Here is a 13,514-nt window from a genome sequence, read left to right on the forward strand (position 1 = left end):
CCAGAACGCCTGCCCCGCATCGGGGTCATGGGCATCATGCAGGAGCTCTACGACGCCATGCTGCCCGGCATCACCGAGCGCCAGGCCGCCTACGCCGAGGAGGTCGCCGCGCAGCTCGCCGGGGTCGCCGAGTGCACGGTGCCCGCGCCGGTCCGCACCCGCGCCGACGCGGAGCGCACCGTCCGCGCCTTCGAGGAGCAGGACCTCGACGGCGTGCTCGTGATCATGCTGACCTACGCGCCGTCCCTGCGGGTCACCCGCGCCCTCGCCGGGCTGCGGCTGCCCGTCTGCCTGGCGAACATCCAGCCGGACCCGGCCGTGACCCCGGCGTGGGACATGGCGGACATGACCTACAACCAGGGCATCCACGGGGCCCAGGACACCGCGAACGCGATGGTGCGCGCCGGTGTCCCCTTCGAGGTGGTCACCGCCGAATGGCGCGGCGCGGAGTTCCGCGAGCGTGTCGGCCGCTGGGCGCGCGCCGCGCACACCGTCACCGCGCTGCGGCGGCTTCGGGTGGGCGTGGTCGGCTACGCGATGAACGGAATGGGCGACGCCCGGTTCGACGAGGCGGCGCTGCTCCGCGTCCTGGGGCCGGAGGTGGAGGTCATCGCGCCCGGCGAGCTGTACCGCACCATGACCGGGCTGCCGCCGTCCGAGGTCGAGGAGCTGATGGCGGCGGAGGACGAGCTGTTCGACGTGGACCCGCGGCTGGCCAAGGAGGAGCGCACCGACCACGCCCGGATGCAGCTCGCGATCGAGCGGCTGCTCGTAGAGCGGGGGATCGGCGCCTACTCCACCCACTTCGACGCGATCGCCGAGGACGGCCGCTTCGCCCGGCTGCCCATGGCCGCCGCGTCGGCCCTCATGGCGAAGGGCTACGGCTTCGCGGGTGAGGGCGACGTGCTCGCCGCTGTGGCCGTCCACGCGGGGCACCGGCTCGCCGGCGACGGCCACTTCACCGAGATGTACGCGATGGACTTCCCGACCGACTCCATCCTGATGAGCCACATGGGGGAGGGGAACTGGCGGGTCGGCCGCCCCGACGAGCGGGTCCGGCTGGTCAAGCGGCCGCTGGGCATCGGCGGGCTGGACGACCCGCCGACGCTGCTGTTCCGCATCCGCCCGGGCCCGGCGACGCTCGCGTCGCTGGTCTCCCTCGGCGGGGAGCGGTTCCGGCTGGTGGTCGCCGAAGGCGAGGTCCTCGACTCCCCGGAGCTGCCCGCGCTGGAGATGCCCTACGGGCAGTTCCGGCCCGACAGCGGCGTCCGCGGCTGCATGGACGCGTGGCTGCGCGCCGGGGGCACGCACCACATGGTCCTGAACCTCGGCCGGCACGCCGCCGACTGGGAGGCATTCTGCGCGCTCGCCGGCATCGAGTTCCACCAGGTCTGACCGGACGGGTCCGACCCACCCGCCCCGCGGCCCCGCGGGGCACGGCCGCACATCCGGCGCATCAGGACAGGACAGGCCATGCGCACAGACAGCACACCGACCCCGCCCGAGCGCTCCCGCGTCGGGCGCCGCACCCTCCTCGCCGGGACCCTCGCGGCAGCGGGCCTTGCGACGGCGGGCTGCGGCGCGCGCCCGACCGCAGCGGGCGCCCGTCTGCGCCAGTGGAACCTCTTCACCGGCGGCGACGGCGCGCGCATGGTCGAGATGCACGACGCCTACCGGGCGGACCACCCCGAGGTCGACTTCCGTCCCACCACCTACCTGTGGGGCAACCCCTACTACACGAAGTTCACGATGGGCGCCGCGGGCGGCCGCGCCTTCGACATCGCGACCCTGCACCTGTCGCGGCTGCGCGGGCTGGGCGCCGGCACGCTCATCGACCCCGTGCCGGCGCACCTCCTCGCCGAGTTCGGGATCGGCCCGGACACCGTGCTGCCCAACGTCTGGGACAAGTGCGCGGTCGACGGCGAGCTGTACGCGATCCCGCTGGACACCCACCTGGTCGTCACCTACTTCAACCGGGAGGTCTGCGCGAGCGCCGGCGTGCTCGACGCCGATGGCGGGCTGGTCGAGACCAGCGGCCCGGAGGAGTTCCTCGACCTGCTCGCCGCCGTGCGCGACGTCACCGGCCGGTACGGGATCGTCATGGAGACCACGGCCGGCTGGCGGCTCTTCTGGTCGCTGTACCGCCAGCTCGGCGGGGACCTGACCCTCGAAGGCGACGTTGTCATGGACGACGACAAGGCGCTGCGGGTCCTGGACTTCCTGCGCCGGATCGCATCGGACGGGCTCACCCCCAAGGCGTCGGACGCGCCGGGCACGCCCGCGAACTTCCAGAACGGCATCGCGGGGCTGATGCTCGGCGGCAACTGGGAGATCCCCACCTTCCAGGCAGCGGGGATGGACTTCGGCATGCGCCCGTTCCCCGGGATCTTCGGCGACGCGCTCGGCCAGGGCGACTCCCACGCGTTCGTCCTCCCGCACCGGCGCGATCCCGACGACCGGGCCGTGCGCGCCGCCGTCGCCTACGCGGCATGGATGCTGAAGCACAGCCTGATCTGGGCCGGCGGCGGCCACACCCCCGCCTACCTTCCTGTCGCGCGCAGCGCGGAGTACGACGCGCTCGAACCGCAGGCGGACTACCGCAGCGCAGCGGAGCACGTGCAGTTCGACCCGGACGCGTGGTTCAGCGGGTCCGCCGCGCCCTTGCAGAACGAGGCCGACTCCGTCTTCAGCGGCGTGTTCGACGGGGCCGCGACCCCCGAGCAGGCCCTCGCCCGGTTCCAGCGGGCGGCCCGGCAGCTCGTCGACACGCCCGCGCCGGTGTGAGCCGGCTCCCTCCCGCCTCCATTGGAGTCCGACATGACCACCCACGCCGACACCGAGCCGGTGCGGACCGCGTCCAGCGGCCCCACCGGCTCCGCGGCCCGCCCCCCGGGCCGGGCCCGCCGCACCGCCGCCGCATGGGCCGGCCTCTGGTACGCCCTCCCGTTCACGGCCCTGTTCGCCGTCTTCCTCCTCTGGCCGATGCTCGCCGGGCTGTGGACCAGCCTCACCGACCGCAGCCTCGCCCGCGGCGGCGGCTCCTTCGTCGGCCTCGCGAACTGGTCCGCCATGCTGGCGGACCCCGCGGTCTGGCAGTCGCTCTGGGTCACGGTGCTGTTCACCGCCATCAGCACACCGCTGCTGGTCGCCATCGCGCTGGCTATGGCGCTGCTGACCCACCGCACGGCGCGGCTCGGCTGGTTCCTGCGGCTGTCGTTCTTCGGGCCGTTCCTGCTGCCGGTGGCGGTGGTCACGCTCATCTGGACATGGCTCTACCAACCCGGGTTCGGGCTGGTCAACAGCCTGCTGACCGGGATCGGACTGCCCGAGGTGGGCTGGCTCTCCGGTGAGGGCACGGTGCTGCCCGCCATCGCCATCACCACCGTGTGGTGGACCGCCGGGTTCAACTTCCTGCTGTACCTCGCCGCGCTCCAGGGCATCCCCCGCTACGTCCACGAGGCGGCGGCCCTCGACGGCGCCGGCCCGTGGCAGCGGCTCACCCGCATCACCCTGCCGCTGCTGCGCCGCACCACCGCGCTGATCGTGATGCTGCAAATGGTCGCGTCGCTGAAGCTGTTCGACCAGGCGTACCTGATGACCGCCGGCTCCGGCGGCCCGAACTACGCGGCCCGGCCGATCATCGGCTACATCTTCGACACCGGTTTCACCGGACTGCGCATCGGCTACGCCTCGGCGATCTCCTACCTCTTCTTCGCCGTCATCGTCGTCGCCTCGCTCGTCCAGCTCCGCCTGTTCTCCCGGAAGGAGACCACGGAATGAGCACCGCCACCACCGCAGCCCCCCGGACGGCGGCCGGACGGCCCCGGCGGCGCCGCGTCCGCGTGCGCCCCGGTGGCGTCCTCGCCACTGTCTCCGTGCTGTTCCTCGCCGTCGTCTGGCTGCTCCCGCTGGTGTGGGCGGTGCTCACCTCGCTCAAACCCGAGGGTGAGACGACGGCCGTCCCCGTCCGCTGGCTGCCCCTCGAACCGACGCTGGAGGCGTACCGGGCGGTCATCGCCCGCGGCGACCTCCAGCAGTGGCTGCTCAACAGCACGGTCATCTCGACCGGCGTCACCGTGCTCACCCTGGTGGTGTGCGTCCTGGCGGCCTACGCGTTCTCCAAGGTGCCCTTCCCCGGCAGTTCCTGGCTGTTCGCCCTGTTCATCGCGGGGATCCTGGTTCCGGCCCAGGTGCTCATCATCCCACTGTTCGACGAGATGACCGTCCTGGGGCTGGTCGACACCTACTGGGGCATCGCGCTGCCGCAGGTCGTCGCGCCCGTCATGGTGTTCATCCTGAAACGGTTCTTCGACGCCATCCCGCGCGACTACGAGGAGGCGGCCCGCATCGACGGCGCCGGCCACCTGCGGATCCTCTGGAACGTCGTCCTGCCGATGTCCCTGCCGATCCTCGCGGCGGTCGGCATCTTCACCTTCGTCCACGCCTGGAACAACTTCCTGTGGCCCTTCGTCGCCACCACCGACCCCGCCCTGATGACCGTCCCCGTCGGCCTCGGCACCGTGCAGGGGGCCTACGGCATCCAGTACGCGCAGAACATGGCCGCGGCGGTCCTCGGCGCCCTTCCCCTGATCGCCGTCTTCCTGCTCTTCCAGCGCCAGGTCGTGCGCGGCGTCACCGACGCCGGCCTGAAGTGACCCGATCCAGAGAGAGGACACCATGCACCACGCCTCCTTCACCCTCGACCCGGCCTTCACGGTCGCCCCCGTCAACCGCCGCACGTTCGGCGGCTTCGTCGAGCACCTCGGCCGCTGCGTCTACACCGGGATCTACGAACCCGACCACCCGACGGCCGACGCGGACGGGTTCCGCCGCGACGTCCTCGACCTGACGCGCGAACTGGGCGTCACCACCGTCCGCTACCCCGGCGGCAACTTCGTGTCCGGCTACCGCTGGGAGGACGGGGTGGGGCCGCGCGACCGCCGCCCCGTGCGCCGCGACCTCGCCTGGCACAGCACCGAGACCAACGAGGTGGGCCTCGACGAGTTCATGCGCTGGTCCGCGAAAGCCGGGGTCGAGCCGATGATGGCGGTCAACCTCGGTACCCGCGGCGTCGCCGAGGCACTCGACCTGCTGGAGTACGCCAACCACCCCAAGGGCACCCTGCTGTCCGACCGGCGCGCCGCCAACGGGACCGCTGAACCCCACGGCATCACCATGTGGTGCCTCGGCAACGAGATGGACGGCCCCTGGCAGGTCGGACACACCACGGCGCGCGAGTACGGGCGGCTCGCCGGGCAGACCGCGCGTGCCATGCGCATGGCCCAGCCGGGACTGGAGCTCGTCGCGTGCGGCAGTTCCGGCTCGGCGATGGCGACGTTCGGCGCCTGGGAGGCGGGCGTCCTGGCGGAGTGCTACGACGCGGTCGACGCGATCTCCCTGCACGCCTACTACGAGGAGCACGACGGCGACCTCGCGAGCTTCCTCGCCTCGGGCGCGGACATGGACCGCTCCATCGACGCGGTCACGGCGACGGCCGACGCCGTCGGCGCGCGGCTGGGCGACCGCAAGCGCATCCGGCTCTCCTTCGACGAGTGGAACGTCTGGTACCAGAGCCGCCACCGCGCCGCCGCGCCCCGCGAGGACTGGCCGACCGCCCCGCGGCTGCTGGAGGACCACTACCACCTCGCCGACGCCGTGGTGGTCGGCGGCCTGCTGATCGCGCTGCTGCGGCACAGCGACCGGGTGACGGCGGCCTGCCAGGCGCAGCTCGTCAACGTCATCGCCCCGATCATGACCGAACCGGGCGGGCGCGCCTGGCGCCAGACCGTCTTCCACCCGTTCGCCGAGACCGCGCGAGCGGCGAAGGGCGAGGTCCTGCGGGTCGAGCCGGTGGCGCCCGTCCACCCGACCGCGCGCCACGGCGACGTGCCCGTCATCGACGCCGTCGCCACCAGGGACGCCGCGTCCGGGGCGGCCGCCGTGTTCGTCCTCAACCGGTCGGTCGACACCGCGGTAGCCCTCGACGTCGACGTGCGCGGCTTGGGCGCCGAACGGCTCGTGCGGTGCGCCACCCTCGCCGACGCCGACGTCTACGCCGTCAACACCGCCGACGAGCCCGACCGGGTCGCCCCCGCGGCGAACCGCACGGCCGAACTGGCGGACGGGCGGCTGCGCGCCGTCCTGCCGCCCGTGTCCTGGACGGTCGTCGAACTCGCCACCGCGCGTTGACGGCACCGCCCGACTACCACCGAAAGGCGAGAACGATGAGGAACAGACACCTACTGGCGGCCGGAGCGGCCGCCCTGACCCTGCTGGTGTCCTCGTGCGCGGTCGGCGACGCCGCCCGCGAAACGGGGGAGAACGGCACCATCGGCATCGCGATGCCGACCAAGTCCTCGGAGCGCTGGGTGGACGACGGCGCGAACATGGTGGCGCAGTTCGAGAAGGCGGGCTACGGCGCCGACCTGCAATACGCCGAGGACGTCGTGGAGAACCAGGTCTCGCAGATCGAGAACATGATCACCAAAGGGGTCGACGCCCTGGTGATCGCGGCGATCGACGGTGAGGCGCTGACCGACGTCCTCCAGACGGCCGCCGACAGCGACATCCCGGTGATCTCCTACGACCGGCTCATCCGCGGCACCGAGCACGTCGACTACTACGCCACCTTCGACAACCACGAGGTGGGCGTGCTCCAAGGGGCCTACATCGAAAAGGCGCTGAACCTCGAGAAGGAGAAGGGGCCGTTCAGCATCGAGCTGTTCGGCGGCTCGCCCGACGACAACAACGCCTACTTCTTCTACGACGGCGCGATGTCGGTCCTCAAGCCCTACATCGACGACGGCGTGCTCGACGTGCGCAGCGGCCAGACCAGCATGAAGAAGATCGCGACCCTGCGCTGGGACGGCGCGACCGCGCAGTCCCGGATGGACAACCTGCTCAGCGCGCACTACTCCGACACCGAGGTCGACGCGGTCCTCTCGCCCTACGACGGGATCAGCATCGGCGTCATCTCCTCGCTCAAGGGGGTGGGCTACGGCGAGGGCGACAAGCCGCTGCCGGTCATCACCGGCCAGGACGCCGAGGCGGCGTCGGTCAAGTCCATCGTCGCCGGCGAGCAGACCCAGACGGTGTTCAAGGACACCCGCAAGCTCGCCGAGGTCGCCGTGCAGATGACCGACGCCGTGGTCAAGGGCGACAAGCCCGAGGTCAACGACACCGAGAGCTACGAGAACGGGAAGAAGACCGTCCCGTCCTACCTGCTCGAACCGGTCTCCGTCGACGCCGACAACTACCGCGAGGAGCTGCTCGACAGCGGCTACTACAAGGAGTCCGAGCTTGAGTGAGGCGCCGAGCAGGACCGGCGACATCCTGCACATGCGCGGGATCGGCAAGGAGTTCCCCGGGGTCACGGCGCTGGCGGACGTCGACCTGCGCGTGGCCCCCGGCGAGGTGCGTGCCCTGATGGGGGAGAACGGCGCCGGGAAGTCCACGCTGATGAAGATCCTGAGCGGGGTGTACCCGCACGGGTCCTACACCGGCGACATCCTGATGGACGGCGAGGTCCGGGCGTTCTCCGGCGTCGCCGACAGCGAGCGCGCCGGCATCGCGATCATCCACCAGGAGCTCGCGCTCGTCCCGCAGCTCTCCATCGCCGAGAACATCTTCCTCGGCAACGAGCGGACCCGGCTCGGGGTGGTCGACTGGGGCGCAACGGTGCGCGCGGCGCGCGGCCTGCTGCGCCGGGTCGGCCTGGACGAGGACCCCACGACCCCGGTGTCGCTGCTCAGCGTCGGCCGGCAGCAGCTCGTCGAGATCGCGAAGGCGCTGTCGAAGGAGGTGCGGCTGCTCATCCTCGACGAGCCCACCTCGGCGCTGAACGAGGCGGAGAGCGACATCCTCCTCGGCCTGCTCCGCGGGCTGCGGGCGCAGGGCATCGCCTGCATCCTCATCTCGCACAAGCTCGGCGAGGTCGTCCGGGTGGCCGACACCATCACGGTGCTGCGCGACGGCCGCGGCATCGAGACGATGGCGGCGGGCGCCGTGGACGAGGACCGGATCATCCGCGGCATGGTCGGCCGGGCGCTGGACCAGCGCTACCCGCAGCGGACCGCGGAGATCGGCGAGGTGCGGTTCGAGGTGCGCGACTGGACGGTCGACCACCCCACCCAGTCGGGGCGGCGCATGGCCGACGGGGTGGGGCTGGAGGTCCGCCGCGGCGAGGTCGTGGGCCTCGCCGGGCTCATGGGCGCGGGGCGCACCGAGTTCGCGATGAGCCTGTTCGGCGGCTCCTACGGCCGCTACGTGCGCGGCGGCCTCGTCAAGGACGGGACGCCCATCCGGGTGCGCGACGTCGGCGAGGCCATCGCCAACGGGATCGCCTACGTGCCGGAGGACCGCAAGGAGCTCGGGCTGATCCTCGGCGACGACATCCGACGCAACCTCACCCTCGCCGCGCTGCGCCGCGTCAGCAGCCGGACCGTCATCGACAAGGCGGCGGAGGCGGTCGCCGCGGCGGAGCTGAGCGCCCGGATGGGTGTGCGCAGCCGCGACATCTACCAGGCTGCGGGCGACCTCAGCGGCGGCAACCAGCAGAAGGTCGTCCTCGGCAAGTGGCTGTTCGCAGAGCCCGACCTGCTCATCCTGGACGAGCCCACCCGCGGTATCGACGTGGGCGCCAAGTACGAGATCTACCTCGTGGTGCGGCGCCTCGCCGCCCAGGGCACCAGCGTGCTGCTCATCTCCTCGGAGCTGCCCGAGCTGCTGGGCATGTGCGACCGGATCTACGCGATGAGCCAGGGCCGGATCACCGGCCAGATGGCGCGCGGCGAGGCCGCCCAAGAACCGCTGATGAAGCTGATGACCATGGCGAAGGCGTGAGAAGCGATGACAGCCCTGCGCGAGATCCTGCGCAACAACGCACGTCAGTACGGCATGGTGATCGCGCTCGCGGTCATCGTCGTGCTGTTCCAGATCCTCACGGGCGGCCTGCTGCTGCGCCCGTTGAACATCACCAACCTGATCATGCAGAACTCCTACGTGCTGATCCTGGCGATCGGGATGATGCTGGTCATCGTCACCGGCCACATCGACCTCTCCGTGGGGTCGGTCGTGGCGTTCGTCGGCGCCGTGTCGGCGATCATGCTGACCGGGTGGGGGCTGCCGATGCCGGTGGTGGTCCCCCTCGCGCTGGTGCTCGGGGCGCTCATCGGGGCGTGGCAGGGCTTCTGGGTCGCCTACGTGCGCATCCCCGCGTTCATCGTGACCCTCGCCGGGATGCTGATCTTCCGCGGGGCGACCATGGTCGTGCTCGACGGGGAGTCCGTCGGCCCCCTCCCGCAGTCGCTGCGCGCGATGGCGAACGGCTTCGTCCCCGACATCGCCGCCGTCGGCCCGCACCTGCTGACGCTGCTCCTCGCGGTGCTCGGCGCCGCGGTGCTGGTGCGGATCCAGTGGCGGATGCGAGCACGCGACCTGCGCTTCGACCTCCCCGCGGCGTCGTCGCGGCTGACGGCCGCGAAGTCGGCGGCGACGGTGCTCGTCGTCGTGGTGTTCGGCGCCATCCTGGCTGTGCACAACGGGGTCCCCATCGTCGGCCTGCTGCTCATCGCCCTGATCGCGGGCTACTCGTTCGTGATGAGCGCGACGACCGCCGGGCGGCACGTCTACGCCGTCGGCGGAAGTGAGAAGGCGGCCATGCTTTCGGGGGTGAAGACCCGGCGGACGACGTTCTGGGTGTTCGTCAACATGGGCGTCCTGTCGGCGCTCGCCGGGCTGGTGTTCACCGCGCGGCTCAACGCCGCGACGCCGCGCGCGGGGACCATGTTCGAGCTCGACGCGATCGCTGCGGCGTTCATCGGCGGCGCCTCCGCGGCGGGCGGCGTGGGCACCGTGATCGGCGCGGTGGTCGGCGCGCTCGTCATGGGCGTGATGAACAACGGGATGTCGCTCATCGGGCTGGGAGTCGACTGGCAGCAGGGCATCAAGGGCCTGGTGCTGCTCGCCGCGGTCGCGTTCGACATCTACAACAAGAACCGGGTCGGCGCCCGCCGCCGGTCCGCGCCGGTCGCGGAACCCGACGGGGGGTCCGGGAGCGGCGGCGGCAGCGGCGGCAGGCGCGACGAGGTGGCGGTCGAGGAGGGCAGCCGGTGACGGCGGCGATGGCCCGGTCCGGTGGACCGGGCCGCCGCCGTCAGCCCTTCAGCGCGCCGCCCATCGTGAACTTGCTGCCCAGCGCCCTGGACGCGGCGATGTAGACGAGGATCACCGGCAGCGAGTAGATCAGCGAGTACGCCGCGAGCGCCCCGTACTGGATCGCCCCGTACTGGCCGAACGACGAGTAGATCCGCACCGCGGCCGGCAGGTAGTCGGGGCTCTTCAGCAGCAGGAACGGGACGAAGAAGTTGCCCCAGGTCATGACCAGGGTGAAGATCCCGACGACGGCCATGCCGGGCGCCGCGAGGGGCACGACGAGCAGCCGCAGCGACTGCCACGACGACGCGCCGTCGACCCAGGCGGCCTCCTCCAGTTCCACGGGGATCCCGTCGAGGAAGTTCTTCATCAGCCAGATGCCGAACGGCAGGCTCGACGCGGCGAGGAACAGGGTCGTCGCCCCGCGCGAGTCCAACAGGTTCGCCTGCACGAACATGCTGTACACCGGCACCATGATCGCGGTCACCGGCAGGCCGGTGGCGAACAGCATCGTGTACAGCAGCGGGCGTTTGAACCGCAGGTTGAACCGCGACAGCGGGTAGGCCGCCAGCACCGACACCACGACGGTCGTGACAGCGGCCCCGCCGCTCAGCAGCACGCTGTTCCACAGCGGGATGAACATGGTCTCGGGCGTCAGCACCGCCTCGAAATGCTCCAGGGTGAACTGCGACGGCGGAGTGGCGCGCAGCGACGGCTCGGCGTTGACCGACGCGAACAGCACCCACAGCAGCGGCAGCAGGAACACGATGGTGACCGCCGCCAGCACCGCGTAGGCGACGGTGCTCGCCGCGGCCCGCGTGGGCGAGGTGATCGCCTTCGGCAGGGTGCGGCCGGGCCGGCCGGCGGTGGCGAGGGAGGCGCCCGGCCCCCGCCGGGGCCTGCCGGGCTGCTCGGCCGTCATCGGACCTCCTCGGGACGCAGCATCTTCACGTAGGCCGCGGAGAACAGGCCGGCCACGATGAGCAGCGCCAGCGCCACCGTCGTGCCATAGCCCAGGTCGCCGAACTGGAGGGCCTCCTTGTACATCAGCAGCGGCAGGGTCGTGCTGCGCTCACCGGGGCCGCCCGCCGTCATCACGTAGATCAGGGTGAACACCTGGACGGTCTGCAAGGTGACGAGCATCAGTGTGGTGGCGATGGTGCGCCGCAGCAGCGGCAGCACGATGTGCCACACCACCTGGAGGGTCGAGGCGCCGTCGACCCGCGCCGCCTCCTTCAAGTAGCTCGGGATCTCCGACAGCCCCGCCGAGTACGTCATCATGGAGAAGGCGGTGCCCTTCCAGACGTTGGCGAGGATCACGGCGAACAGCGGTGCGGTGTAGAGCCAGTTCACCGGGGCGGCGCCCAGGAACTCGAAGACCCCGTTGAGGCCGCCTTCGCGCTCCAGGAACACCACCCACAGCAGGCCGGCCACCACCTCGGGCACCACCCAGGCGCCCACCACCACCGTCGACACCACCATGCGTGCCGCGGGGTGCCGGTTCTGGAGCAGCAGCGCGAGGCCCAGCCCCAGCACGGTCTGCCCCACCACGCCGGAGCCCAGCAGGAACACGACGGTGAGCAGGGTCGCCTCGCGGAACTTCGGGTCGGCGAACAGCTCGGTGAAGTTCGCCAGGCCCACGAATTCCGGCTGCGCGGCGTTGACCCCGGTGAGCGCCGCGTTGGTGAAGGACACCCACACGGTCCAGATGATCGGGCCCGCGAAGAAGACGAGCATCAGGAACAGGGCGGGGGCGAGCGGCAGCAGCCAGCTCGCGACCCCGCCGCGGCGGGCCGAGGGCCGGCCGGACGGGCGCGTGCCGCCCTTCCGGCCCTCGGGGGCCGCAACGGTCGTCGATGCCATCGCCGCTCAGCCGCCGGCCTTGACGACTTTGTCGTCGCCGACGATCTTGGCGACCTCTTCGTCGTAGGTCTTCGCGGCCTCAGCGGGGCTGGCCTCGCCGAGCATCACGGCCTCCATCGCCTTGGTGATGGCGATCGACACCTTCGGGTACTCGCTGTAGGCCGGCCGGAAGTGGGTGACGTCGATCAGCTCGTTCGCGACGTCGTTCACCGCGGGGGCCTTGCTGAACTTCGGGTCGTCGGCGATGTCGTCGCGCACGGGCACCTGCGCGCCCTCGATGGCGAACTTGGTGGCGTTCTCCTGGTTCATGGCCTCGGCCATGACCTTCCAGGACAGGTCGGGGTCGGTGGCCTTGGCGCCCATCGCGAGCGTCCAGCCGCCGGAGAGGCTGGTGGCGCCGGGGTCCTGGCCGTCCTTCGTGGGCATCGGCACGAACTCCATGGTGTCCTGCCACTCGGGCCAGGGCTTGTTGGCGCTGTCGATCCACGCCTGCGGCACCCACGAGCCGTTCATGCTGATGGCGAGTTCACCGTCGGGGATGCGCTGCTCGTTGTTGATGGTGGAGACGTTGGCGTTCAGCGCGTCCTGCTCGTCCAGGCTCAGGTCGCCGCCGTACACGGACTTCACGAACTCCAGCGAGTCGACGAAACCGGGGTCGCCGACGATCCACTTCTTGGCCTTCTCGTCGAACAGCAGCCCGCCGCTGTCGCCCTCGGCGGTGCCGGTGTGCAGCATCTGGAAGCCCTGCATCGACGCCTCCTCGCCCTGCGGCTGGCCCGAGGGCACGTGCAGCGGGATGACGTCCTTGCCGAGCTTGGACTTCAGGGTGCGCGCGGTCTCGAGGATCTCGTCCCAGTCCTTGGGCTCCCACGGGGTCTTCACCCCGGCCTTCTCCAGCAGCTTCTTGTTGTACCAGAGGCCGCGGGTGTCGGTGCCGAGGAGCGCGCCGTAGCGCTTGCCGTCGAGGCCGGTGACGGCGGCGTCGGCCTGCTCGTTGAAGCGCTCGGCGTCCTCCCACTTGTCCCAGTACTCGTCGAGTGGGCGCAGGTAGCCGGCGTCGGCGTCCTGGTTGATGGTGAAGCTGTCCTCGTAGATGAGGTCGGGCGCCTCGCTGCCCGACTGGTTCATCAGGTTCACCTGGGTCTGGTAGTCCTCTGCGGGCGCCTCGATGGCGCGGAGCTCGACCGTGGCATCGGGGTTCGCCGCCTCGAAGTCCTTCTTCACCTTCTTGAACAGGGTGTCGGCGGCGACGAAGCTGCCGAACTTCTGATAGGCGATCGTGACCGTGTTGGGATCCTGGGAGTCGCCGCTGCACCCGGCGAGGGCTGCGGCGAGGGTGGCGGCGGTGGTGGCAGCGATGATGGCCCGGCGGGGTCGTCTGCGGATCGCGAAGCGTTTCATCAGCGAAGTCCTCATGTGCGGTCCCCGGTGGGGACGGGGGTGCGGCGGACCGGCCGTGTCCGATCGAGTGGGACCGCGGGGACGCGATCCGCGATCAA

Annotated in this window: 11 protein-coding genes; 8 read left to right on the plus strand and 3 right to left on the minus strand. The window is 71.2% G+C overall.

The features are described from left to right. Nucleotides 1-27 precede the first annotated feature (27 nt). The 8 genes from CLV63_RS24790 to mmsB all read left to right on the plus strand — a co-directional run bounded on the left by CLV63_RS24790 (nt 28) and on the right by mmsB (nt 10,113). Entirely contained in the window at nt 28-1,395 is a 1,368-nt protein-coding gene (locus CLV63_RS24790; protein ID WP_106585658.1) for an L-fucose/L-arabinose isomerase family protein, read from the plus strand. A gap of 78 nt (nt 1,396-1,473) precedes the next feature. Beyond that, on the plus strand, nt 1,474-2,784 hold the full coding sequence (locus CLV63_RS24795; RefSeq protein WP_106585610.1) for an extracellular solute-binding protein: 1,311 nt from the start codon (nt 1,474-1,476) through the stop codon (nt 2,782-2,784). Between the two features lie 33 nt (nt 2,785-2,817). Beyond that, nucleotides 2,818-3,780, plus strand: a complete 963-nt coding sequence (locus CLV63_RS24800; RefSeq protein ID WP_106585611.1) for a carbohydrate ABC transporter permease — start codon at nt 2,818-2,820, stop codon at nt 3,778-3,780. Beyond that, nucleotides 3,777-4,655, plus strand: a complete 879-nt coding sequence (locus tag CLV63_RS24805; protein WP_106585612.1) for a carbohydrate ABC transporter permease — start codon at nt 3,777-3,779, stop codon at nt 4,653-4,655. Before CLV63_RS24800 ends, CLV63_RS24805 begins: the two co-directional genes overlap by 4 nt. Nucleotides 4,656-4,677: 22 nt before the next feature. Further along, nucleotides 4,678-6,189, plus strand: a complete 1,512-nt coding sequence (arfA, locus tag CLV63_RS24810; protein WP_106585613.1) for an arabinosylfuranosidase ArfA — start codon at nt 4,678-4,680, stop codon at nt 6,187-6,189. A 35-nt stretch (nt 6,190-6,224) separates the two neighbouring features. Beyond that, on the plus strand, nt 6,225-7,307 hold the full coding sequence (gene chvE, locus CLV63_RS24815; RefSeq protein WP_106585614.1) for a multiple monosaccharide ABC transporter substrate-binding protein: 1,083 nt from the start codon (nt 6,225-6,227) through the stop codon (nt 7,305-7,307). A 31-nt stretch (nt 7,308-7,338) separates the two neighbouring features. Beyond that, entirely contained in the window at nt 7,339-8,841 is a 1,503-nt protein-coding gene (locus CLV63_RS24820) for an ATP-binding cassette domain-containing protein (RefSeq protein WP_106585659.1), read from the plus strand. A gap of 6 nt (nt 8,842-8,847) precedes the next feature. Beyond that, entirely contained in the window at nt 8,848-10,113 is a 1,266-nt protein-coding gene (mmsB, locus tag CLV63_RS24825) for a multiple monosaccharide ABC transporter permease (RefSeq protein ID WP_245929034.1), read from the plus strand. A 40-nt stretch (nt 10,114-10,153) separates the two neighbouring features. Here mmsB and CLV63_RS24830 read toward each other — a convergent pair whose 3' ends face one another. From CLV63_RS24830 to CLV63_RS24840, 3 genes are all read right to left on the minus strand, one after another. Then, nucleotides 10,154-11,074, minus strand: coding sequence for a carbohydrate ABC transporter permease (locus CLV63_RS24830; protein WP_106585615.1), 921 nt, complete (start codon nt 11,072-11,074; stop codon nt 10,154-10,156). Then, nucleotides 11,071-11,889, minus strand: coding sequence for a carbohydrate ABC transporter permease (locus CLV63_RS24835; RefSeq protein WP_394339807.1), 819 nt, complete (start codon nt 11,887-11,889; stop codon nt 11,071-11,073). The genes CLV63_RS24830 and CLV63_RS24835 overlap by 4 nt, the downstream gene beginning before the upstream one ends. Before the next feature lie 132 nt (nt 11,890-12,021). Continuing rightward, nucleotides 12,022-13,416 (minus strand): extracellular solute-binding protein, encoded by a 1,395-nt coding sequence (locus CLV63_RS24840; RefSeq protein ID WP_106585617.1) that lies wholly within the window; start codon nt 13,414-13,416, stop codon nt 12,022-12,024. Nucleotides 13,417-13,514: the final 98 nt, after the last annotated feature.

This window comes from Murinocardiopsis flavida (assembly GCF_003014485.1).
GTDB lineage: Bacteria > Actinomycetota > Actinomycetes > Streptosporangiales > Streptosporangiaceae > Murinocardiopsis > Murinocardiopsis flavida.